Origin of the sequence: Thermoproteus uzoniensis 768-20 (assembly GCF_000193375.1) — an archaeon.
Classification (GTDB): Archaea; Thermoproteota; Thermoprotei; order Thermoproteales; family Thermoproteaceae; genus Thermoproteus; species Thermoproteus uzoniensis_A.
On the sequence record NC_015315.1, the window covers coordinates 1,195,812 to 1,217,333 of the forward strand.

The 21,522-nt window shown below is 61.9% G+C and carries 23 protein-coding genes and 1 pseudogene; 6 read left to right on the plus strand and 18 right to left on the minus strand.

The window, feature by feature from the left end; all coding sequences use genetic code 11:
* Nucleotides 1-4 precede the first annotated feature (4 nt).
* Nucleotides 5-337, plus strand: coding sequence for an RNA polymerase Rpb4 family protein (locus tag TUZN_RS06705; RefSeq protein WP_013680201.1), 333 nt, complete (start codon nt 5-7; stop codon nt 335-337).
* Nucleotides 334-918 (plus strand): DUF655 domain-containing protein, encoded by a 585-nt coding sequence (locus TUZN_RS06710; protein ID WP_013680202.1) that lies wholly within the window; start codon nt 334-336, stop codon nt 916-918. The genes TUZN_RS06705 and TUZN_RS06710 overlap by 4 nt, the downstream gene beginning before the upstream one ends.
* Here TUZN_RS06710 and TUZN_RS06715 read toward each other — a convergent pair.
* The 7 genes from TUZN_RS06715 to TUZN_RS06745 all read right to left on the minus strand — a co-directional run bounded on the left by TUZN_RS06715 (nt 911) and on the right by TUZN_RS06745 (nt 8,515).
* The gene (locus tag TUZN_RS06715) at nt 911-1,309 is read right to left on the minus strand and encodes a translation initiation factor IF-5A (RefSeq protein WP_013680203.1); all 399 of its coding nucleotides are present in this window, start codon (nt 1,307-1,309) and stop codon (nt 911-913) included. The genes TUZN_RS06710 and TUZN_RS06715 overlap by 8 nt on opposite strands.
* Before the next feature lie 104 nt (nt 1,310-1,413).
* Entirely contained in the window at nt 1,414-2,145 is a 732-nt protein-coding gene (locus tag TUZN_RS06720; RefSeq protein ID WP_013680204.1) for a helix-turn-helix domain-containing protein, read from the minus strand.
* Nucleotides 2,132-2,866 carry a HesA/MoeB/ThiF family protein gene (locus TUZN_RS06725; RefSeq protein WP_052886315.1) on the minus strand — a complete coding sequence of 245 codons (735 nt, stop codon included), beginning with the start codon at nt 2,864-2,866 and terminating at the stop codon, nt 2,132-2,134. Before TUZN_RS06725 ends, TUZN_RS06720 begins: the two co-directional genes overlap by 14 nt.
* Nucleotides 2,867-2,884: 18 nt before the next feature.
* Nucleotides 2,885-4,060: an NRAMP family divalent metal transporter gene (locus TUZN_RS06730; protein WP_013680206.1), complete on the minus strand. Its 1,176-nt coding sequence runs from the start codon at nt 4,058-4,060 to the stop codon at nt 2,885-2,887.
* Nucleotides 4,061-4,467: 407 nt separating this feature from the next.
* Nucleotides 4,468-5,136 (minus strand): ABC transporter ATP-binding protein, encoded by a 669-nt coding sequence (locus tag TUZN_RS06735; RefSeq protein WP_013680207.1) that lies wholly within the window; start codon nt 5,134-5,136, stop codon nt 4,468-4,470.
* On the minus strand, nt 5,118-7,232 hold the full coding sequence (locus tag TUZN_RS06740; protein WP_013680208.1) for a COG1361 family protein: 2,115 nt from the start codon (nt 7,230-7,232) through the stop codon (nt 5,118-5,120). Before TUZN_RS06740 ends, TUZN_RS06735 begins: the two co-directional genes overlap by 19 nt.
* 59 nt (nt 7,233-7,291) lie before the next feature.
* On the minus strand, nt 7,292-8,515 hold the full coding sequence (locus TUZN_RS06745) for an ABC transporter permease (protein ID WP_013680209.1): 1,224 nt from the start codon (nt 8,513-8,515) through the stop codon (nt 7,292-7,294).
* Nucleotides 8,516-8,635: 120 nt separating this feature from the next.
* Here TUZN_RS06745 and TUZN_RS06750 point away from each other — a divergent pair, with 120 nt between their 5' ends.
* Nucleotides 8,636-9,772, plus strand: coding sequence for an Nre family DNA repair protein (locus tag TUZN_RS06750; RefSeq protein WP_013680210.1), 1,137 nt, complete (start codon nt 8,636-8,638; stop codon nt 9,770-9,772).
* Here the strand turns inward: TUZN_RS06750 and TUZN_RS06755 are convergent, their stop codons facing one another.
* Together TUZN_RS06755 and TUZN_RS06760 are read right to left on the minus strand one after the other, a co-directional pair.
* The gene (locus TUZN_RS06755) at nt 9,773-11,407 is read right to left on the minus strand and encodes a B12-binding domain-containing radical SAM protein (RefSeq protein WP_013680211.1); all 1,635 of its coding nucleotides are present in this window, start codon (nt 11,405-11,407) and stop codon (nt 9,773-9,775) included. It abuts the gene before it with no gap.
* 169 nt (nt 11,408-11,576) lie between these two features.
* Nucleotides 11,577-12,446: an ornithine cyclodeaminase family protein gene (locus TUZN_RS06760; RefSeq protein WP_013680212.1), complete on the minus strand. Its 870-nt coding sequence runs from the start codon at nt 12,444-12,446 to the stop codon at nt 11,577-11,579.
* 65 nt (nt 12,447-12,511) lie between these two features.
* Between TUZN_RS06760 and TUZN_RS06765 the strand changes: the two are divergent.
* A pseudogene (locus tag TUZN_RS06765) lies at nt 12,512-13,143 on the plus strand (DUF3782 domain-containing protein).
* 101 nt (nt 13,144-13,244) lie between these two features.
* Here the strand turns inward: TUZN_RS06765 and TUZN_RS06770 are convergent.
* The 8 genes from TUZN_RS06770 to TUZN_RS06800 form a co-directional block, all read right to left on the minus strand.
* Nucleotides 13,245-14,762, minus strand: a complete 1,518-nt coding sequence (locus tag TUZN_RS06770; protein WP_013680213.1) for a hypothetical protein — start codon at nt 14,760-14,762, stop codon at nt 13,245-13,247.
* On the minus strand, nt 14,759-15,412 hold the full coding sequence (locus TUZN_RS06775; protein ID WP_052886148.1) for an ArsR/SmtB family transcription factor: 654 nt from the start codon (nt 15,410-15,412) through the stop codon (nt 14,759-14,761). The genes TUZN_RS06770 and TUZN_RS06775 overlap by 4 nt, the downstream gene beginning before the upstream one ends.
* Nucleotides 15,413-15,449: 37 nt before the next feature.
* The gene (locus TUZN_RS06780) at nt 15,450-15,800 is read right to left on the minus strand and encodes a hypothetical protein (protein WP_013680215.1); all 351 of its coding nucleotides are present in this window, start codon (nt 15,798-15,800) and stop codon (nt 15,450-15,452) included.
* A gap of 1 nt (nt 15,801) precedes the next feature.
* The gene (locus TUZN_RS06785; protein ID WP_013680216.1) at nt 15,802-16,197 is read right to left on the minus strand and encodes a hypothetical protein; all 396 of its coding nucleotides are present in this window, start codon (nt 16,195-16,197) and stop codon (nt 15,802-15,804) included.
* Complete coding sequence (locus tag TUZN_RS06790) at nt 16,188-17,429, minus strand: hypothetical protein (protein ID WP_013680217.1); 1,242 nt, start codon at nt 17,427-17,429, stop codon at nt 16,188-16,190. Before TUZN_RS06790 ends, TUZN_RS06785 begins: the two co-directional genes overlap by 10 nt.
* A complete protein-coding gene (locus TUZN_RS06795; protein ID WP_013680218.1) occupies nt 17,429-18,034 on the minus strand; it encodes a hypothetical protein in 606 nt (201 codons plus the stop codon). Before TUZN_RS06795 ends, TUZN_RS06790 begins: the two co-directional genes overlap by 1 nt.
* Nucleotides 18,035-18,208: 174 nt before the next feature.
* Nucleotides 18,209-18,382, minus strand: coding sequence for a hypothetical protein (locus tag TUZN_RS11350; protein ID WP_013680219.1), 174 nt, complete (start codon nt 18,380-18,382; stop codon nt 18,209-18,211).
* On the minus strand, nt 18,367-18,741 hold the full coding sequence (locus TUZN_RS06800; protein WP_013680220.1) for a hypothetical protein: 375 nt from the start codon (nt 18,739-18,741) through the stop codon (nt 18,367-18,369). Before TUZN_RS06800 ends, TUZN_RS11350 begins: the two co-directional genes overlap by 16 nt.
* Nucleotides 18,742-18,792: 51 nt before the next feature.
* Between TUZN_RS06800 and TUZN_RS06805 the strand changes: the two genes are divergently transcribed.
* The gene (locus TUZN_RS06805; RefSeq protein WP_013680221.1) at nt 18,793-19,755 is read left to right on the plus strand and encodes a hypothetical protein; all 963 of its coding nucleotides are present in this window, start codon (nt 18,793-18,795) and stop codon (nt 19,753-19,755) included.
* An 8-nt stretch (nt 19,756-19,763) separates the two neighbouring features.
* Here the strand turns inward: TUZN_RS06805 and TUZN_RS06810 are convergent, their stop codons facing one another.
* On the minus strand, nt 19,764-20,531 hold the full coding sequence (locus TUZN_RS06810) for an HD domain-containing protein (RefSeq protein WP_052886317.1): 768 nt from the start codon (nt 20,529-20,531) through the stop codon (nt 19,764-19,766).
* 129 nt (nt 20,532-20,660) lie between these two features.
* On the opposite strand from TUZN_RS06810, the gene TUZN_RS06815 reads away from it, so the two are divergent.
* Nucleotides 20,661-21,521 carry a sulfite exporter TauE/SafE family protein gene (locus TUZN_RS06815; protein WP_013680223.1) on the plus strand — a complete coding sequence of 287 codons (861 nt, stop codon included), beginning with the start codon at nt 20,661-20,663 and terminating at the stop codon, nt 21,519-21,521.
* The last annotated feature ends 1 nt before the right edge of the window (nt 21,522 follow it).

The following is a 21,522-nucleotide window of genomic DNA, read 5'->3' on the forward strand; positions in this document are numbered from 1 at the left end:
GTACGTGAGCGTGAAGAGGATAAGGAGATCTGAGGATATCACAAACGCCAAGGCGTTGGAAGTGCTCAGGAGCTTCTCTCAGAGCTTCGAGCTGAACGACGTCCAGAGGAAGACCATAGACTTCCTGGAGAAGGTGGTGACGGCTCCGGCGGACTCGGCCGAGGCAAAGGTCAACGAGCTGATCTCGCGTTTCGGGTTTGCGAGGATCACGGCAATACAGCTGGTTAATCTGATGCCGGAGGACGTCGACGAGTTGAGATACCTACTGCAGATGTTGGAGCGCCGCGAGTTCTCCGACGACGAGATCAAGGAGATGTTGAAGATCTTGCGGTCATGAGGAAAAGGGAGGATTACGGCTATGTCCTCGACATAATACCGCCGGAGCTGGCGGCGTACAAGCTCCCGGCCAGGATCAGGCGGGAGTTTCCCAGAGATTCCACCTACGCGCACGTGCTCGGCGAGGATCGCTTCACGCTTCTCGAGGTCACGTTAAAGCCCGGCGTCAAGGTCGAGGTAGGGGAAAGAGTCTACATAGGCGTAGGCCAGCGGGATAAGGTCGACAAGATAGTGCGCAGGATAAAGTTCGAGGATCTCCAGCCGCCGGCTAGGGAGGCCCTCGCCCAGCTCGTGAGGCAGATAGTGCAGTCCCAAGAGCAGAAGTACGTGGACTGGTTCAACAAGGCGGGTCCCCTCACCCTGAAGATGCACTCGCTGGAGCTCCTCCAAGGGATAGGCAAGAAGAAGGTCCAGGAAATATTGGCCGAGAGGAGGAAGAAGCCGTTCGAGAGCTACGAGGACATAAGGAAACGGGTAGGCGTGGATCCCGTGGAGTTGCTGGTCGGCAGAATAATGGCGGAGATACAGGGCAAAGATCCCTACTATATATTTGTCGCCCCTCCCCCCTCGGAGGCTACTTAACCCTCGTGATCTTGTAGCGGTCCAAGATCTGCCAGACCTCCACCTCAACGCCTGAGGCCAGCTTGCCCTTGGCCTCCTCCTCCACGTACTTCATCGGCACTTCGAGGGTCTTGTAGTCCCGCATATCCATCAGCTGGACCGTGTCGCCGGATATTGCCAGGACTTGGGCCGTGAACTTCTCTATTATGGGGACCTCCACCTGCGTGTCGACGGGCACGCTGAGAGTCCTCTTGACGTTGTCGAAAAGCCCGACGGCTACGACCCTCGCCTTGGCGGACCCGTGTTTCCCCGTCTTCGACTTCTCTATCTCGACAACTCGGCAAGGCTCTCCGTCTATTACTATGTACGAGCCCTCCTTCAACTCGCCGACTTCTACATACTTGGTGCTCATAGAAGCCGTTGAAGGTACAGTTTAAGAATATAACGCTCGACGGCCTCGCCTTCGCGCGGACTGCTTCCAGCGGTTCAACTTATGCTCTGGTTCCTAGGCGAGCTTTACTGAGACCGGCGCTCACGGACGGCCGTCCGCCGCTTCAAGACGACGAGCTCCAGCTTCCTCCCGTCACACGTCTGCAAAAGCAACGTGCTCTTCACGTCGTATTTCTTGACGAGCTCGGCCAGCTCGTCCTCGTCCCTCACGGCCTTTATCCTAAACGCGCCGTAGTCCACGTCTACAAGGCCGCAGGCGAGGCAGGAGCCCAAGGCCTTATCTATGGCGTTGGAGGCGCAGATGTATCTGGCCTCGTGGACCACCGCACTTAGCTTCTCCACGTCGTCTAGGACGGGGTTGAAAGCCACTGCCACCAGCTTGGCGTTGGGGATCGTGCCGTTAAAGCGCTCTAGCCTCCTCGCGTAGGCCTCAACCCTCTTGGGGTCCACCGAGTCGGTATAGAGGACGACATCGGCGTTGGAGAGGATCTTCACCGCCTCCGGCGTCAAGTCCCCGCTGACGTCGACGAGGTAAAGGCCCTCCAGCTCGGGCGCCGGGTAGAGCCTGTTTAGCAAAACTCTGTGGAGGAACTTCCTGCCCCTCGAGGGATCCATGACGCTGATTATGTAGCCGAGCTCGCGGAGCTTGACCAACGCAGATCTCAACGTCCTGGTCGAAAGGCCGGTGCCCCTCCTCAAATCGTCGAAGGTTAGCCAGACCCGCGAGTTGTACAGAGCCTCGAAGGCCATATAGTACAGCACCAGCCGCTGGGCCGGGGTCAGCTCACCTCCCGACATAGCCGCACACGGGGCAGTTCTCGTCCCTCTCCACCCGTATCTCGTCGAAGGCCATGTGTTTGAGGTCGACGACCAGCAACTTGCCGGCGAGCGACGGCGAGCCGAGGGCCGTCCTGAAGACCTCCAGAGCCATTATCGACGCCACGAGGCCTACGACGGGGCCCAACACGGGGCAGAACCCCTGGGCGCAGGAGGGGAGCGACTTGAGCCGGCCGAAGAGGTCCTGGAGACAGGGAGTGACGCCGGGGATTACCGTGGTGACGTGGCCGTACCATTCCTGCACCGCGCCGTGCACCAACGGCTTGCGGGCCCCCACCGCCGCTCTGTTGACCACGTGCCTCGTCGCCCAGTTGTCCAAGGCATCGACCAGCACGTCGGCCTTCGCGGCCAGCTCCGAGGCGAGGGACGGGCTTATCTCCTCGGCCACCGGCTCCACCTCGACCTCGGGGTTTATGTCTCTGAGGCGCCTCGCGGCGGCCTCGGCCTTGAGGGCGCCAACGTCCGATGTGGAGTAGAGGACCTGTCTGTGTAGATCCGGCAACGACACCTTGTCCGAGTCGACGAGGTAGAGTCTTCCGAAGCCGCCGGCCGCGAGGTAATACGCCACGTGGGTCCCCAGCCCGCCGACGCCGAAGACCGCGACGGACGTCCGCCTCAGCCTCCTCTGGCCCTCATCGCCTATGACGGCGATCTGTCTGCTATATCTGTCGAATATCTTCAACACAGACGACTAAGCCGGTCAATATATAAGCGCTACAGCGCCCGAGAGGGCGAGCAGAGCCAAGGCGGCCCAGTACGCCTTGCAGTAGGCGCCGCCGCAGGCCAGATCGCCCATGACGTCTCTGTCCATTGCCAGAAGGCCCAGCAAGACGCCGGGCACCACCAGCACCAGAGGCGAGACGGCCATGAGCTCCAGCGCAATCTCGGCGGCGTTGTTGCCGGGCATCAGCACGACGGCCGCCAGCGCCGGCAGAGGCTCGAGCGCGTAGACTAAATCGCGCCTAGATCTGTCCCTGATGCCGAGGGCCTCGACGGCCCCCCACGCGCTCGCCAGCGCGATCACCACGTAGGCGAGGAACGAGGCCGTTATGAGCCCGACGCCGAAGACGTAGGGCGAGTAGGGCCCCGCCACGCGGGACAACGCAGACGCCAGCTGTGCGGGGCTCATGGGATCGGCCCCGTCGAGGCCAGCTGACGCGGCCATTATGGCAGACATCAATATCTGCGAGGCGATCGCGCCTGCGAGGGTCTCCCGCGAGGCCCACGACGCCTTAGCCCGCCCGTCGCCGTCCGACGACGCGTATTTCCGCGAGGTGGCGGAAGCTTGGTAGAACAACATGAACGGCATAACGACGGCGCCTACGTTGGCCGCCACCATGAAGAGGAACTGGCGGTCGGCCGACACGTACAGGAGAGGGCTGGACGGATCGTAGCCCCTTATCGCTACCTCGGCGATGAAGGCCAGAGGCATGAGGAGGGCCACGGGGAGTATGTAGCGCTCCGCCTCCCTATAGCGCTTGCCCGCCACGGCCAGCAAGGCCGCGCCGTATAGGGCCACGAGGACCAGTTTGGGGAGGCCGAGCATTGCAGCCCCGACAGCCATGCCCGTGAACTCCACGGCGTATGAGAACATGTCCACGAAGAACATAGGCATGGCGGCCGCAAGAGCCCACCTAGGCCCGAACTTCTCCCTGATCAGCTCGCCGAGCCCTCTGCCGCGCCCCGCAACGCCGACGCGCCCAGCGACGTTCTGTATAAGGAACAGCGGGATCGTCAAGAGGGCCATAAGCCAGAGGAGGCCGTAGCCGTAAGTCTCGCCGGAAACTACAGCTGTCAGCACGCTGGCCGCGTCGACGTCTGCCATCATGGCTATCCAAGCCGGGCCGAAGAGCTCCAAGAGCCTCCGCCTATCCACGTATTAACATCGTTTATTATTTTTAAGTGTAGCCCCCGCGACCTCGCCTCAAAAAATTCGGCGATTAATTTACTTAGTTAATAGTTCTATGACAAAAACGGTTTCGATAACGTCAAAAATCAGACCTCCGCCAAGTTTAAAACCCTCTGCGTCTGAGACCGCGGTGATGACTGGGAGACCTCGCCCGTAGCATGCGGAGTTTGCCGAGTGCTGAACCTGATAAGGTGGACATCGCTCGCGATTTCCTCAACTCCGCTCTGCTACGCTGTTGCTTTGCCGACAGCGCGGATCTGGAGATACCGCCACAGCTCTTCGGCACGTGCTCTTCGATATAAACGGCGTCAAGAACGCCTCTGCCCTCAACGACGTCTAAGATACTTCTAGACGTCTACCTGCCTAAATAGCTCTCACTCGACTATTACCCCGTCTCTCAGCCGCACGACTCTGTCGCAGTACTTCAAGAGCTCCAGGTTGTGGGTGACCATGACTATGGTTATCCCGAGCTCCTTCTTGAGGGAGAGGAAGGTCTCCATGACCTTCGCCGCCGTGACGCTGTCGAGGTTGCCCGTGGGCTCGTCGGCGAGGAGGATGCGGGGCCTCGCGACTATGGCCCTGGCTATGGCCACCCTCTGTTGCTCGCCTCCCGATAGCTGGGTCGGTCTCTTCTTGGGATCCACGCCGTCTAGCCCCGCGAGCTTGAGCGCCTCTAGCGCCATCTCGCGCCTCCGGGCTTTCGGGACGCCGCGGAGTATTAGGGGGAGCTCCACGTTCTCCAGCACCGTCATCCTGGGTATTAGGTAGAACATCTGGAAGACGAACCCGACGTTCTTGTTTCTGAAGTCGGCGAGCTGGTCGTCGTTGAGGTCGTTGAGCCTCACTCCGGCAACCCAGACCTCGCCCCTCGTCGGCCTGTCTATGCCGCCTATTATGTGCAACAAGGTGGTCTTGCCGCTGCCGGAGGGCCCCACAACGCACTGGAATATCCCTCGGGGGATCGAGTAGGTGATGCCCCTAAGGGCCTGGTAGCCCCCGTAGCTCTTGTGTACGTCAACCAGCCTTATCTCCTCCTCCGCCATATCCCGATCGCCACCAGCGCAACTGCGACCGCGGCCACCGCCGCGACCGCAACAACGGTCGCGTCTGACGCCGCTCCGCCCGCCCCCGGCGCGGCTCTCGTGAAGTTGCCGAACCGCCTAGTGGAGTTGCCGCCTATGGCCACCGGCAACGTGACTGTCTGGTTGTAGACGTGGCCGTACTGGTCTTGGTACGTCACGAGGAGTGTCACGACGTATCTGCCCGGCCTCGTGGCGTTCAGAGAGAACGTGGCGGTCTGCGACTGTTGTTGCGCGAGGTTGCCTATGTAGTTGAGCGTGGGGGTTATCGGCGTCAGCCCCGGCGGCGCCTCCAGCTGAACTTGTAGGTTGTTGACGGCCACAAAGCCGTTGTTTATCACAGTGACGGAGACGAAGAAGGGGGCGCCGAGCGCGGGCGTCTGCGGGGTGACCGACGTCGACGATATGAGTACCGAGGGAGGCTGGAAGGACTGGACGTAGAAGACTCCTTGGGCTTGGCCGGAGCCGAGAGGCGTCGTGTAGTACACGGTGTACTGGAACGGCAGAGAGCCCGTCTGGCCTGCCGGCACCAGGAAGCTTATGGGCACCTCAACCACGCCGAGCGGCGGAAGCGACGAGAAGTTGTACACGACGGTGCCCATCAAGACAGGCGAGCCCGAGGCGGGCGCTATGACCAATACGCCCTTCTCCACCGGCACATTGCCCTGGTTGACCAGCTTGACCACGACGGACCTGTTGCCGCCCGCCGTGACGGAGGTCGGGGAGGGGGCGGCGAGGAATATGTTTGAGGAGGTGGCAGGCAGATTGACTGTGTACTGTTGCGTCCCGCGCTCTGTCTGGATCGTCGCCGATATGGAGACTTGTTGCGCGGTGGGGTAGACCACGAGCGAGTAGGATGCCGAGCCGACGCCCGAGATGTATATGGGCATGGGCACGCCTGCGGACGCACCCGATATAGTTATAGCCGCGTTGAACCTCCCCGGCGCCTCTATTGTGAACGTTAAGTTGTTGGCCGAGTTGGATATGAGCACTTGCGGCGACACAGTGAAGCCGGCCAACGCAGTCGGCGGCTGGACCGCCCAGATCGATGCCGATATCTGCGCCGACTGTTGATAGCCCTCCACAGAGTAGGACACAGACGCCTGGAACGTCACCGAGGGCTGAAGCGGCGTTATCTCGACGGAGGCCTCGCCTCTGCCGTTGACTATCGGCACGACCACCGGGGAGGCGGGCGCCGAGGCGCCGGATATGAAGACCGCCGCTGTCCCATTAGCGCCGAAGGGCACAGACACCGATATCGTCACGTTGTTGAGCTGGTCTAGGTACAACGTGCTCGGCGATATGGATATCGTCGGCGTCGGGGGCTGCACGACTGGCGGATAGAGCGTGTAGGTGTACGAGACGGGGTTGCCCAAGGCGTCCTGCGACCTTATGGAGACCACGACGGCCGCCGACTGGGAATAGGGCACGACCTTAAGCGGTATGGCGACGTCGCCTCGTATGGACACAGGCGATGTGGGCGAGAGCACGGCGGCGGACTGCCCCGACACGGACACCTGCGCGGGGAAGGAATAGGGATCCCGCACGACCAGCGCGAGCTCGCTCGGCAGGCCGAGGTAGGCGGATCCCTGCAGAGACGCGGAGAAGGTCGGGTACGGAGGCACGAAGACCGTCAGGAAGTAGGCGCCCGAGGCGTCGAGCGTCTGGCTGAAGCCCGCGCCGTACTGGGCGTCGGCGACCACCTCCAGAGGGCACGTGACGTTGAGCCGCTCTGCGTAGAGCTGGAGAGTGACGGAGAACATGGAGTTCGCCGGTATGGATTGGACGAAGGCCGGCGGCCCCGGCGAGATGTAGGGACACTGCGGCGCCAGCGTGAACGTCACGGCGTGGTACGTGCAGGAGGAGTAGAATGTGAGCGTGAGCGAGGCCGAGCTACCGTTGTATTGGGGGAGGGAAGCCCACTGGGCGTTCAACAGAGTCAGCTGGAGCGAGGAGCAACTGCCGCCGGACGAGCCAGCCGAGGTTATCTGTATGGCCGGGCCCGCCGCGGCCAACGAGGCCATTACTAGGACTACCGCCATTAAGGCCTTGGCGTTCATAGGCTAAGTTGCTTGGCGTTAATAAATACGTGACTCACCTCAAGTGAGTCGACGGGTGGCTACTCGTACCTCAACGCCTCTACTATGTTGAGCCTGCCGGCCCTGACAGCGGGGATCAAGGCGCCGATCAGATTTACGGCAAGCACCAAGAGCGCGGCCAGAGCCGCTATCCGGGGATCGGGGGAGAGCGAGACAGAGCCGAAGGCGCCGGGTCCCCTAAAGGGGCCGAAGCCCCTCCCGCGCACAGACGGAGTCTGCACGTTTTGGCCCGCCAGCGCGAAGAAGTTTATCTTCACGAGACCCAGCGGCGCCATCAAGGCGGCCCCCGCCGCTATTCCTATGGCCGCAATTATTAGGGCTTCGTAGAGTATCATGGCTGTTATCTGTCTTCTTCTAAAGCCTACGGCTCTAAGTATGCCGAATTCCTTAGTCCTCTGGAGCACAGATATGGTCATAGTATCGTAAAGCCATAGCGCGGTGATTACAGTAGAGACGCCAGAAACCAAGCCGAGAAAAAGCTCGAGGCCTGTGAAGAACGCCGTTATGGTCTGGGAGATGGACTGAGGCGAGAAGACCTCGGCGTTTGGGAATATGGACTTGAGCAAGCTCTGGATCTGGGCTAGGTCGTCCTGGCTCCTCAAGGTGACCACTATCGTGCGGTATGTGTCGATGCCTGTTATGGATCTGAACTCGTTTATGTCAACGACCACGGCGGTCATCGTATTGAGGGCTGGGTTGGGGGCGCCCGCCGCTATTATGCCGCCCGTGACGAGGGTGTGCGTCCTGCCCCTATAGCTTAAGACTATGGGGGTGCCCACGTAGAGCCTCTGTTGCCCGGTGGCCTCGTCGAAGGCCACGTAGTAGCCCACAAGAGTTATGGGGCCCGCCACGGCGTCCGTCCCGGCGTAGAGCGCCGTGTTCGGTATGAGCGCGGATATGTTCTGGGCAGGGACGCCGTATAAGGTCGCCGCCGTGCTCTCTCCGCCGGGCACCTGGACGGTGACGGGCGCTGAGGCCACGGGCACCACCGCCACGACGTAGGGCGATATATACGACGTTATAGTCGCCACGTCGGCGTCGGTGAAGCTCTGGCCGACAATGTATATGTTGTTTACGCCGAAGCTACTCGCGAAGAACTCCTGCGTTGAGGCCTTGAACGAGTTGCCGACGGACACGGCCAAGGAGAGCGCCGCGAACGCTATCATGACGCCTACAATAGTCCCTATGGTCCTCCCCTTGCGTTCCCAAAGAGCTTTCCAAGCCAACGAGAGCTCGGCCAACACGGCTTGCGGGAAGCCGCTCTTAATATGCCGAACTCACCTCAGGTGAGTTGCCGGCGCGGTCGGAGCGGCTCGCCCACTTCGGACGAGAGGTTTTTATTGAGGCACCCCAATAGCGTCGGGATGTACTCGATCTGCGCCAAGTGCCAGGGGCGGAAGATGTTGTGCGGTCTGCCTAGATGCCCCATAGTGGAGAGGATCAACGCAGTCAAGTCGTCGCTCTTCAGAATCAGAGGGCGCGAGATCTTCGGCGCGACTCCGCCCAGCGCCGTCGTGGGCGAGGCAGGGTGGCCGCGGGTGAGGGTATACATAGGCGAGCCTCCCGAGGTGACGGGCGACGCGGCGAGGGCCTACGACGACCCCAGACTGCTCTGGGGAAAAGACCTCGAGGAGATAATAAGGCTCAGGAGCTACATGGCGTTCGGCTTCCGGCAGACGTCCAGGCCTTGGGAGCTGGGCGAGCTGCCGCTGTTGGCCGTCTCCGAGAGACCTGTCGACGTTGAGATGAGGCTCGCCAAGGATCCCGTCCAGACGATGAAGTTCGACTTGAGGGAGAAGCCCATGGGGCCTAGGGCGCCTCTCGACGGCGTGAGGATCGACGGCAATCCCGTGGTTCCCAGAGCGCTCGAGAGGGCCATGGCCGACGACCTTCAAGCCGGCGAGGCGGCGGTTGAGCTCTACCGCCGCGGCGTCGACCTCTACACAATACAGAGGGCCTTCGCGCTGGGCCTGCTGGGCGCTAGGCATCGGAGGAGGCTGGTGCCGACTCGCTGGAGCATCACTGCGGTGGACGTGGCCGTGGGGGATTCCATCGCGGATAGGGTGAGGCAGATGCCCGAGGTCGCGCAGACGCTCTACGGCTACGCCGAGTATCTCGACAACCGCTACCTCGTCGTGGTGGCGCCGGGCCCTCTGCGGTTCTTCTACCTGGAGAGGTGGATATACGGCGGGAGGGCCGCCGAGATAGAGGTGGTGGAGGACCCGAGAGGCAGGAGGAGCACTATGGACGGAGGCTACGAGGCGGCGAGGCTGGCCGTCTTGGAGAAGCTGGCCTCTCTGGGCAGGAAGGGCACGGTCTCCATCGTGAGGAGGATCGGCGAGAGGTACTACGTCTCCGTCGGGAATTGGCAGATAAGGGAGACCCTCCGCCGGCTCCAGCTAAGGCCTCTGGACGAGGACTACCGCAAGTACGTCCAGCTCGTCGAGAGGGATCCCCTATCCCTTATAAGGACGCCGAAAAGGCTGGACGAATTCCTTTAGCTATTCCTTGGCCCCGAAGGATATCCTGGTCAGCCAATACACCGACCTCAGAACGCCCAATGCGTTGTCCAGATGGATGGAGGACAGCTCTAGGGACGACCTCCCTCTGGTCTCCTTCAGCCGCTGGAACATCCAGTCTATCGAGCTGAAGACTCTATCTATCATGTAGTTGACTATCTTGCTCACCAGCTTGTTGCGGGAGTTCTGGAGAAGGACGGGGGCGAGCCTCCTAGTGACCTTCAGGTTGTAGCGCCAGCTGACGTAGAGGACGTCCCAGAAGCCCTCTGGGAGGTAGTCCAAGGTCGGATGCCTCAGATGCCTCAAGGCCGAGGTGTACATGGGTATTACTGGGAGGGGGAACACCCAAGCCACGAAGTCGTGGTCCACTATCTTCTCGACTATCTCGAGGGTCTGCCTTATGTCCTCCTCCGTCTCGTCTGGATATCCTATGGTCATGGTGTAGGCGGGATAGATGTAGTTCTCGTTGAGTATCGCCGTCGCCTCCAACACTACGTCGTGCCACTTCTCGGGCGGGTAGGGATATGCCTTGTTCCTCATGTACTTGTTCAGAATCCTTATGCTACCAGTCTCCAGCCCTATCACGGGCGTGTCGCCCTTGTCCGGCCCCAGCCCTCCGAGCTCGGCGACCGCCTTGACGGTCCTAGGCGACTCCACGACGGGGGCCGCCGAGACGTGGCTGAAGAAGATGTGGCGGACCTTCCTCCCGTCGACCTCCACGGACTTTATGGCCTCATAGAGCTTCACTATGGCGTCGTGGTTTACCTTGAGCCTGTTGGGGCCGTAGGGCGACGTGCCGTACAGCAAGAGGTCGTCGGTGATTAGGTCCACCTGCGTCCAGCCGGCCCTCAAGTTGACCTCGACCTCCCTCACCACGGTGGATATGGGGATGGAGCGGAAGGTCACCGGAGTCACGGAGCAGAACTGGCATCCGCGGGGGCAGCCCCTCGTTATCTGGACCTCGCCGAGGCGCGCCGGGTTGACTATGGCCGGTATGTCCTCCGCCGCGGGGTACTCGTCCACGCCGGGCCTTATCACCGGCGGGACCTCCTCCCCGGCGAGTATTTTGGGGAGCCACTTGGGCAGCGTCACCTCGACGTCGTCGATGAATACAACGTCGGCCCACCTAGGCCTCCCCGCCCTCATCAACTGCTCCACGCCGGGGCCCCCCACCACTACCTTGAAGCCGTACTTGGCCTTAAGCCTCTCAACCCTCTCGCCGAGCTCCCTGAAGAAGCGAGCCGTCCACGTCTCGCCGCCTCCGAGTATCGTCGTCAGGAACGTGCTGACGGGCGAGAGGCCGTAGGGGTCGTGCCCCGCGCCGACGCCGAGGAGCTTGGTCCTTGGCCCCACGGCCCTCTCCAGCCTCTCGGGAGGCACCACCGCCACGTCCCTATAGCCGGCGTTGACCAGTATCGCCTCCACTTTCCTGAGGGCGTAGGGCGCGTGTATCGCCCTGCCCTCTCTGTCTGCCTTGGCAGGCGGCGTGAAGAACTTGTCCATGAAGAAACGGGGGACGAGCCTGGCCGGCATACAGGCGACGTAGCCGAGGGAGGAGTTGCCGCCGTAGTCGGTGAAGGAGGACCTATCGGCCGTGAGGACGAACTCCCACGGCATTATAATTATCTAGGATTCCCGTTATTAAGCGTTATGGCCACGGCGGAATATCAAAAATTTATAAAGGAGAAAAACTATATTTCCATATATCGATTATATATCGGAATTATATTTAAGGAGAGAGGTGCGGAGGTCTGTGATGACAGGGTCGATGGATGGATAGGTGACGTCAGGAAGAGACGAGCTGAACGCCCAGACCAGCCTCTCTGGCCCTCCTGTAGACGTGGTAGATGGCGGCCACGTCGAAGGGGGCGTAGCCCACCGACTTGTAGAGGGAGATTTCGCCCCTCCGGCACGCGGCCCTGCCGGAGACGAGGTCCTCCAGGAGGACCAGCTCCAGCCCGGCCACGTCGTCCGTCTCCTCGGGCGCTTCTGGGCTGTCAACTACGGCGCATCGGGCCCTGGCCCTCACCGCGTCGTCCAGCTCCCGCACCGGCCTAGGCGCGCCGACCGAGACCACGAGGGAACCCAGCCTCAACGACGCGCCCCTCACCACGGGCTCGCGGCTGTTCGTCGCGGCTATCACCACGTCGGCCCTCAACACCTCGTCGATGCCCGCGGCCTCCACGCCCAGCCTAGACGCCAGCTCGGCCGCGCGGGATCTGCTGTAGACGACTATCCGGGACGGCTTGAACACCTCCCTGAACACCCTTATGTGGTACTCGGCCTGTACGCCTGCCCCCACAACGCCTACGACGTCCGCCGAAGCGCCCAACAGCCTGGCCGCGAGGGCACTCGCCGCGGCCGTCCTCCACCCCGTCAGCCCGGTGGCGTCGGCCAACGCCAGCGGCTCGCCGCTGTGGGCGTCGATCAAGACGGCCAGGGCCCTCACGGAAGGCCTCCCGCCCGGGTAGATGCCGACCAGCTTGGCGCCTATGCCCATCCCCTCCACATACGCCGCCATGGGCGCGAACCAGACGCCGCCGAACTCCAACGCCTTGCGGGGCAACACGTGCTTGCGCGCCCTCAACGCCGCCGCGATGTCCTCGACGAGAGCCGCCGCGTCGACCACCCTATCCACGTCGGGAATGAAGATCACGAGGTAGATACGTCACCGTTTTTAAAGACCTCCGGCAAGTTTTTAAGCAGACCCATCAACATCTAGTGTCGCTGGCTGATGAGATAAAGAGGACTCTCCTGGAGCATCCGGAGATACTGGTGGAGGTGCTCACCGCGAGGCCCCAGATAATATACGAGGTGCTGGCGAAGGTGGCGCCGTGGGAGAGGCTGGCCACAAAGGAGGACTTAAAGGTCCTCGAGGAGAAGGTGGCGACAAAGGACGAGCTGAAGGCCCTAGAGGCCCGGATAGCCGCCAAGGACGACATAAGGAGGCTGGAGATAAGGATTGACGCACTGGGCGCCAGGTGGGGCCTCGCCTCGGAGGACGCTTTCAGGGAGGGGGTGAGGGAGTTGCTTAGGGAGGCCGGCTTCTCGGTGGAGAGGTGGACGTATTTCGACAGCGAGGGCTACGTGTACGGCTACCCGGCCGAGGTGGAGCTGGACGTCGTAAGGGACGGGAGGACCTCCTTGTGGAGATAACGTCGGCCTTGAAGAGGGGCGATCTGCCCGTCGTCAAGAGGAAGGCCGAGCTCTACGAGAGTAAGACCGGCAGGAGGGCCGACGCCGTCATGGCGACTACGGTATACATCCACGACAGGAACCCCTCGCTGGTCCTCGCCGTGGCGCAACAGATGGGCATAAAGATTGTGAAGCCCGAGGAAGCCGCACAGACCTAGGCGGCGCGTCTCGCCGGGCCATCGGCCCGACTGCCGCCCCCGCGCGAGGCCTCAGCCGGTTGCGTCTACGCGCGCAACCCCGCCGAGGGCGCCCGCCGCGGCTATCCCCACGCGGTTATGTTGTACACCCTCAGTTGCTGGCCCGTCTGCGTCTGGAAGCCCACGTAGTACGGCGTAGCGGCGAAGTAGCAGCCGTATCTCGCCAGTATGTTGCCGTAGCTGTCCCTAATTATTATATCGCCGAAGCCGTTCAGCGGCCTCAACTCCGCGTACGCCGCCGAGGGGTACGAGCCGAGCTGCGCTGTTGAGCCTCCGCAGATCGCCGAGAACATGGAGCCGGAGATAGATACGCCGAAGATAGGCGTAAGCGACTGCGTGAAGACGGCGTACGTGCCGGAGCCCGTGAAGTTAGCCACATACGTCAAGGCGCCTTGGATCAGCCGCATATAGGCCACGGCGTTGCCCGAGAGCTGGAGGTAGCCGGGATATACCTGGACGGTACCCAGACCATACCAGCCGTTCGGCAGAGGGCAGGTGGTAGGCGTAAACGACACGTTCGCGAAATAGCCCGTCGTCTCGCCGTTTGGCGAATATATCACAAGGGCTATCCCGACTATTCTGCCGGTGCTCCAGACGGGGGCCACGCTCCATTTAATCCAAGTGAGCGAAGGCGGCGATTGGCTTGAATACAGGATCGATACATTGGGCAGGCTGTAGCCGTAGATCGTCTTCGCCAGCAACATGGGATTTCTGCCGTTTACCGAGATGTAGTAGACGACCTCTAGGTCGGGACGTCCGTCGCCTGTGGTGTCTATGAAGAAGTTTAGCTGGGCATAATCGGTACCGGTTAGAGACGATTTGAGGGCCCACCACGTCGTGAAGTTCCAGCTGGCGGGCACAGGCCCTATCCACTTGCTTATGTTTATGAAGGCGGCGGCGTAGCCGTTCTTTCCGTTGAGGACAAGGGCTTGGATAGAGCCGAGCTTACTCGGCGTGGTGCCGATATACGCTTCGGAATCGCCGCTTGTGTAGAAGGTGAGCCACGACGGTTGCGTCGTGAAGCTGAACGTGTATGCGGGGCAGTAGAACGTCTGCTGGTAAAGCCTCTGCATGGGCTCCGCGGTGAAGTTGACCCACTGCCACGCGTATATGCCGCCCTTGTTGATCAGGGCCCTCGCCAGCACCGAGTAGCGGCTCGTGGCAGTCATGCTCCACGTCAGGGGGGCCGTGACTGGGACGTAGGGCCCGGCCGTCTGCGTGTTTGAAATTTCGACCTGGCCGCCGAGAAATATTGCGAAGGGTCCGCCGGGGTTGCCCGATGCCGAGACCTCCACCAGCCGGGCCGACCAGCCGGACTCCCTCGCCGCGAGGGCCCCGACGACGTAGGACTCGGGCCAGCCGGGCATGAACTTGATGTAGTAGTAGGTCGCGTTTATGGGGCCTAGGACGTACCAGCTCCTGGCCAAGGGGTAGAGGGAGGCGTTGCCGGTCTTGAGCACCGGGGGCAACGTCGCGTTGACGGACCAATATGTCGCGTTTGAGAACGCCAGAAGCGCCAGCACTAGGGCGGCCGCCGACAGAGGAAGCGCTAGGAGCGGTAGGGCACGCCGCGCCGTCACGAGGACGCCATTAGGTCCAGCTTCTCCCTGTCCTCTAGGGAGAGCGTCGAGGGGTCTACCGACGAGAGTATCACGTCGGCCGCGGCTCTCCTGTCCACATAGTAGTACGTGAAGGGACCCACCTTGACGGACTTCAGCTTCCCCTCCCTCTCCAGCACGTAGACGTGCCACTGGACGGCCCCCCAGCTCCTGCCCACGGCCTTGGCTATCTGGGAAAGAGTGGCGGCGCCCATCCTCTGCACGGCCTCGACGATCTGCCTCTTAAGGGGATCGTCCGCCGTCGCTCTCTTGTAGCGGCCGATTATGGGCGCGAGAGCCGCGAGGGCCCACTCCCTTCTGTTGAGGCCTATCTGCGTCGCCGCGGCGGCCCCGGCCACAGCCGCGATAGCCGCAACGGGCAACGACTGGGGCGGGAGCGGAGGTGGCGGAGGGGGCGTCTGGCTCTGGACCGCTACGTAGCCCCTAACCTCGACCGTCTTGTTCGTGGGGTTCACGCAGGTTATGACGGCCTCGCCCGACGCCTGGAAGGGCTGGTTGGGCGCGCAGAAGGGCGGGAGGTGAGGGTAAACGGTGTAGTTGCCCGGCAGGTATAGGTGTATGGGGTATACAGCCAGCGGCAGCAACACGGCGACTACCGTCACATTAAACATATCCACACCGACACGGCTGAATATATACTTTGCGTAGTCATATAAGGAAGGGGTCGGGCAGGCCCAGCGCCCGAGCCACCGCGAGGAGCACGACGAGGTACGCCCAGCCGGATGCCGCGAAGAGGTAGGCTGTCCACCACCTCCTGTAGATGCCCCACCAAGAGTAGACGAGCGAGACCGCCATGAGCCCCAGCGCGAGCAGGTACGTCAGCCTGACGTAGAACTGGCCCCACAGCTGGGCGAGGACCCCCAACACGAAGCCGTCGGCGAAGGAGGCGAGAAGCCCGGCGGCTCTGACGTAGTCGATCTCGGAGCCTTGGTACATCAGGGCCAGCAACGGCGTCAGCGCGAGGGCGGCGCCTATCAAGATGGCGAGTACGGGGTCCATATCAGAACAGCCAGAGCGTATACTGTCCCGACATCTGCGCCGTTGCCCAGAGCACGGCGAGGTAGACATACGGCGCGCTGGCGATGAGCGCTATGTCGAGGTCGCGCCTGGAGGGGTGGAGCGCTAATACAAATATCAAGAGCTGGCTCGCTACGACTAGCGCCAGCGCTATTAAGGCCGAGAGCCTGGCGTAAACCTGAGGCGCCCCGGACGTTATGAGCAGGGCCAAGTAGACGTTGGCCGCCGTGCCGAATATTATGAAGGCCGTCGCGGCGTCTCTATCGGGGAACAGCTCCGAGCGGCCGGCACTCCCCGCGGCCTTCTGCTCAGCCCACTGCCTCGCCACAGCCAGCGCAAGGCCCCAGACCAGTCCGGCGAGGAGCGGGATCAGCTCCACGGCCTCAGCCTCTCGACAGAGACAGACACTATCTGCGGGAGGCCGCCCCACCGCCCCGTTCTGTCCGCTATCACTACGAAGGGCCCTGCCCAGCCGGACGGCGCGCCGAAGGGCAGAGGCGCGTTGCGCGTGTAGGGGACCATGGGGCCTAGGTAGTAGTACGTCGTGCCGTTCTGGGGAAAGACCCAGAAGGGGCCTAGGCGGCCGGCCGGAGGCCTAGAGCCGAAGAGGACCAAGTCCGACGTGAGGTAGGCCGTTGGGGTGAAGTCGACGTAGTAGAGCAAAGAGTACATGCCCACAGAGGTGCCGAACCCGTATATATACACTGCGTCGGCTATGGAGGAGCCGTTGGCCGCCACCACCGTCGCCACAGGCCCCTCTATCGTGTAGGCCACAGACAGCTTGGGCTTCGCCAGCAAGTACGCTGTGGGCCTCGGCGCGCCGATAAGGCCTATGTTGTTAGACGACGCGATTGCGGGGACGTCGACGGCGGGCGCCGGAGGCGCCTTGACCTCGAGGCAGGGGGCCGGATAGACGTAGATAGTGGCGTTGCCCGATAGATCTAGGAGGAACGTATACCAAGGAGCGCCGCCCTTCGCGGGGATCCAGAGAGGCGAGCCGCTCACCAAAACGCCGGGGGCCAGCTGGGCGTAGGGGATCGGTTGCGTCACTAGGAGCGAGCCGCCTCGCTCCACGACGCATCCGTCGAGCGGGAGCTGGCCGACCGCGACGTTCCAGGCGTAGAGCGTCCCGTCGGGCGCCAGCTGGAGCAACTGCCAGCCCGATCCGTTGATAACCACGGCGACTCTCGTGTCGACGTTGGGGTACCAGTCTATCTCCTTGACCCTAAAGGAGAAGCTCGCCTTCCAGGAGGCGTAGAGGAACTCAACTCTGCAAGCCCCCTGATAGCCCGGCGGTACGAAGACGTCCAGCCTGTACTCCCCAGGCCCCCTTAGATATGTAGGCAGGCCGAAGGGGCAGTCCGAGTTGACGTAGACCAGGGGGGACTCCACGTCGATTGGGATGAGCCCGGGGTACCTCCACGTCCCGAAGGGCGAACTGTAGAGGTAGAACGTCCCGTTCCTAAACGCCGCGTAGGGCGGCGGCGACGGCTGGGGGAGCAGTGCCGGCTGGGCCGCCTTGAAGACGTACTCCCCCGAGGGGGAGGCCACCGATATGAGAAAAACCAGAAAGGGAAGTAGAGAGACGAAAAAACGCTTGATTTGTCTCATTAAGTCGAGAATATTATGTCGACCTCGTAGGTGGCCAAGACCGTGTTTCCGTTTGCGACGCCGGCGCTATAGGCACTGGGATCGACCAGAACCGATACGCCTAAAGTTATGCACTGATTCTGAGATATCTGGCCCAGAATAACAGGTCCGGTGCTGGGGGTGCCGGTATAGGTGAAGCCGACCCACTGTCCGGTGTTGCTGGGGTTGTATACAATAAACTGTTTTACATAGTTCGAATATGGAGACGATCCGCTGACAGGCCCTACGTACTTTATAGATACGGTGAGGGGACCGTTGTAGTAATAGTTGCATACCCTCAGGGCATTTGTGTAGTTCGTTATATCGCCAGTGAAGCCTACTATGGAGATCTTGGTAACGTTGAGGCCGTTGCCCGGGCTGTACCAAGTCACGTATATGTAGTTGCTGTAGCCGGAGCCGTCGCTTCTGCCGGTGATGCTTGTGTCTGAGCCGGCGTACTTCATGGCGGGGGGCAACGTGGCGTTTACTTGCCAGTAGGTCACGTTGGTGAACTGCAACGCCGCAAGCGATATGGCGGCCAGCGCCAGGCCGGCGAACGCCAGCAGTCCGAGCCTTCTCTTGTCCATGTACTTTACATAGTTGAGCAGTATAAATATTTTACGTAGTTGTTTACGAGTAGTAAAGTAGTTTTTGATTCCTGAATTAGACAGAGGCTCCCTAGCTGGCTGGGAGGCGTCTCTGTCTCTATATATTCTATATATTGCTGGGTTGACCGCCTCGGCCGGGGCGTCTGAGGCGCGTCAGCCTACCTCGGTCAGCAGGTAGAGGCCGGGCTCCTTAGCGGCCTTTCTGGCCTCCGCCGGCGTCTGGAACACGCCGACTATCGCCAAGTCGGACAGCCTCACTAGGGCCCAGCCGCGGCGTCCGCTCCTCCTGGCGGCCTCCTCGGCCCTCTCTATCAGCTCCTCGAGCATAGCTCCCTCGCCAGCCTCGCCAGTTCCTCTGCTACTAGCCGGTAGAGGTCGGCCAGCCCTTCGGGGACTTGGGGCGGCTCTACGGGGCCGCAGTCTGCGCGGGCCTTGGCGAAGGCCGACGCTAGGGCTAGGTCGGCGCCGGTTATCCCCCCGGCCTCTACGCGGCCGTAAAGCAACGACAAGAGCGCTATGTGGAGGGCGTGTAGCCGCGCCGCCTCGCCCGCGACGTCTCTGCCCAGGTAGTGGTCGCCTAGGACGTACGTCTTCTCGCGGTGCACCTCGGCCAGCAACCTCCTGGCCTCCTCGGCGTCTCTCCTCGCCAGCGCGTCCAAGACGGCGGCGCGGAGCTTATTATCCATGTATTTCCCTGCCTGCGCGGCACTTAATAATTTGCGCCGTCGGTAGTTGCCGTGCAGGTAAAGGTGGGCGAGCGGCTCTACGAGGTGAGGAGCTTGGCCGAGCTGGAGGCGCTCTGCGCCGAGCTCAGATCGGCGCTTGAGGCCAAATGCGTCTACAACTCCTGGTACATAAGGGTGCCTCCCGACAGGCTTCTGGAGATAGCGGCCGAGGCCTACCTGTCCTACCTAAGAGGCGAGGCGGAGGTCGGGGCCGTGGTGGGGAGGTACCTCGAGAGGCTGGGCCTCAGCAAGAGCTTGGCGAGGACCATTACGCCGACGCTCAGCGCCTTGGGCCTGTCTGCGGGGGGCGTCTTCTCGAGGCAGGCCCTCGAGATGGGCAGGCTCTTCCACGAGGGGAGGCGGCGCGAGGCCCTCGCGGCTCTTAGAGAGGCGGCGCTCAGGAACTGCGTTATTAGGGACATAGTCGAGAGGCTGGGCGACGGGTGCGACGGGCTGGCCGAGGCGGTGGACGCCGTGTTGAGGAGCTACGGCAAGTCGCCTAGGCCGGACGAGGCCAAGTACACGGCCGACCTCGTCAGGGCTATCCACCCGCCGTGTACGCCGTGTAGCTTCAACTGCGTCGACAAGGCCTCTCTGGCCTCCTGCGCCGTGGCTCTCGTGGAGAGGGCCATATACGGCGCCGCCGACCTCTTCGAGAAGCTCGACATATCGATCATGCCGATGCATCTGGCGCTGGTCAAGGCCGGGGAGGGCCTCTACGGCGTCGTGGTGAGGGAGACTAACAAGCTGGTGGGCCTCGCCGCCGTGGCGGATCCGATAGAGGGGGCCCAGATAAACAAGCTGAGGGACGTGTCCAAGAGCCTCGACGGGCTGGCGGGCGAGGGGGAGTACGAATTCTACATAAAGGTAGTGCCCATACTGGACGGCGCCCCTCCTTGCTATAGGGCCAAGGCCTTCGTGGAGGTCGTGAGGGCGGATCTCGAGAGGGCTTCCCGGATAATCAAGCTGGAGTGAGGCCCCCGTCACCTTATGACGTGGGTGGTCTCAAAAGTCCTGACTATCCAAGGCCTGCCTTGGACGAAGGTGCGGACCTCGACGTAGGGCGCCAGCCCCGACGTCGCTATCTTCTTGCCGAGCACCTCGTCTACCTGGAATATGCCGGTCTCCGAGTCCATGTAGACGTATATGGCCAGGGGCCGCTCCCTGCCTCTGCCCACGTAGACTCGCCTGATGGCCAGCGCCGAGAGGGCGTGTATGTCGTTTTTCCCTATCTCGTAGGGCATTCTGGCCCTCCCCTCGGCCATGTCGGTGCCGTCGGCTATCTTGGCCACGGCGCCCTCGAACGTGAGGCAGTTGTAGGCCTCGTCGTGGCAGAACACCACGTGCATGACCTCCTGTTTGAGCATGTAGGCCTTCTTCGTGGCGCCGTATATGGGCTCCAGGACCTTCATGGCCACCTTGTCGGCTATCATGGCGGAGTATATGGGGTGGTGGGTCCTGTGGACGCTGTTGCCTATGTCGTGGAGGTAGGCGCCCATTAGGGTCACCACGAGGGAGTCCTCCAGATCGCCAACGCCGTCCTTGACCACGCTCGGCTTGAAGCCCCCCTCGTAGAGGACCTTGTATATCGCCATGGCGCTCCCCGCCACTATCCTCGAGTGGACGGGCCCGTGGTCGTTGTAGTGAAGGCGCTTGACAGTGAAGACGTTGGACATCTCCAGGTACGCCTCTATCTCCTCGTCGGACGTGAGGATGCCCCACGCCTTGGCCACCTTGTCGTACTTCGGCATGACTTCGTCTATGAGCTTGACCCCCACCTCGTACAGCGGCTCTAGCGCCTCCACTCGCAGACGTTGATCTAGCTATATAAATACTCCTCTGTGTGAACAAAGTTTTTATTTCGGGGAATTGGGAGGGCCATGCTCGACGCCTTGATGCTCTTCGTCGTGCTTGCTCTGACCAGCATGGCGGCCGGCTTCATGGGCTCGTTGACGGGCCTAGGCGGCGCCACGTTCCTCGTGCCTATCTACGTGCTTTTTATAGGGATACCGATACAGTACGCGGCGGGAGCCAGCTTGATCTCGACGATCGCGACGTCGAGCGGGGCCGGGTCCGCCTACGTCCGCGATAGGGTGACCAACGTGAGGATAGGCATGTCGCTGGAGATAGCGACCACCAGCGGCTCCATAGTGGGCTCTCTGACCGCCGCCTGGGTCTACGCCCACAACCTCCAACACGTCATCTACGTGATATTCGGCATAGTCCTCCTCGGCTCTATCTACACCCAGATAACCCGCTCCAAGTTCGAGCTCCCGGAGCCCAAGCCGCCCGATAGGTGGACCAAGTGGCTACAGCTATACGGCCGCTACTACGACCCGGCGCTCGGCAGAGAGGTGGACTACCACGGGGTCAGGTGGTGGCTCGGCGAGCTGATAATGTTCGTTGCCGGCGTCATATCGGGCCTATTGGGCATCGGCAGCGGCGCGTTGAAGGTCCTCGGCATGGACTGGGCCATGAACCTCCCCATGAAGGTCTCGACGACGACCAGCAACTTCATGATAGGCGTGACGGCCGCCACCGGCAGCTCCATCTACTGGTTCTTCGGCTACATACAGCCCTACTTCGCCGCCGCGACGGCGGTGGGCGTCCTCGCCGGATCTTTCGTGGGGAGCAAGGTGCTTCTGAAGCTCAGGAACGTGACCATACGCTATATCTTCATGGCGATACTGGCCATATTGGGCATCCAGATGTTGTTGAGAGGGCTGGGCCTCTATCCTTGAT

What these genes read in the sequence shown, in the direction of transcription:
- TUZN_RS06710 (WP_013680202.1), top strand. Translation starts at nt 334, where the DNA reads ATGAGGAAAAGGGAGGATTACGGCTATGTCCTCGACATAATACCGCCG.
- TUZN_RS06715 (WP_013680203.1), bottom strand. Translation starts at nt 1,309, where the DNA reads ATGAGCACCAAGTATGTAGAAGTCGGCGAGTTGAAGGAGGGCTCGTAC.
- TUZN_RS06720 (WP_013680204.1), bottom strand. Translation starts at nt 2,145, where the DNA reads ATGTCGGGAGGTGAGCTGACCCCGGCCCAGCGGCTGGTGCTGTACTAT.
- TUZN_RS06735 (WP_013680207.1), bottom strand. Translation starts at nt 5,136, where the DNA reads ATGGCGGAGGAGGAGATAAGGCTGGTTGACGTACACAAGAGCTACGGG.
- TUZN_RS06740 (WP_013680208.1), bottom strand. Translation starts at nt 7,232, where the DNA reads ATGAACGCCAAGGCCTTAATGGCGGTAGTCCTAGTAATGGCCTCGTTG.
- TUZN_RS06750 (WP_013680210.1), top strand. Translation starts at nt 8,636, where the DNA reads ATGTACTCGATCTGCGCCAAGTGCCAGGGGCGGAAGATGTTGTGCGGT.
- TUZN_RS06755 (WP_013680211.1), bottom strand. Translation starts at nt 11,407, where the DNA reads ATGCCGTGGGAGTTCGTCCTCACGGCCGATAGGTCCTCCTTCACCGAC.
- TUZN_RS06775 (WP_052886148.1), bottom strand. Translation starts at nt 15,412, where the DNA reads ATGTTTAATGTGACGGTAGTCGCCGTGTTGCTGCCGCTGGCTGTATAC.
- TUZN_RS06780 (WP_013680215.1), bottom strand. Translation starts at nt 15,800, where the DNA reads ATGGACCCCGTACTCGCCATCTTGATAGGCGCCGCCCTCGCGCTGACG.
- TUZN_RS06790 (WP_013680217.1), bottom strand. Translation starts at nt 17,429, where the DNA reads ATGAGACAAATCAAGCGTTTTTTCGTCTCTCTACTTCCCTTTCTGGTT.
- TUZN_RS06795 (WP_013680218.1), bottom strand. Translation starts at nt 18,034, where the DNA reads ATGGACAAGAGAAGGCTCGGACTGCTGGCGTTCGCCGGCCTGGCGCTG.
- TUZN_RS11350 (WP_013680219.1), bottom strand. Translation starts at nt 18,382, where the DNA reads ATGCTCGAGGAGCTGATAGAGAGGGCCGAGGAGGCCGCCAGGAGGAGC.
- TUZN_RS06800 (WP_013680220.1), bottom strand. Translation starts at nt 18,741, where the DNA reads ATGGATAATAAGCTCCGCGCCGCCGTCTTGGACGCGCTGGCGAGGAGA.
- TUZN_RS06810 (WP_052886317.1), bottom strand. Translation starts at nt 20,531, where the DNA reads ATGCCGAAGTACGACAAGGTGGCCAAGGCGTGGGGCATCCTCACGTCC.
- TUZN_RS06815 (WP_013680223.1), top strand. Translation starts at nt 20,661, where the DNA reads ATGCTCGACGCCTTGATGCTCTTCGTCGTGCTTGCTCTGACCAGCATG.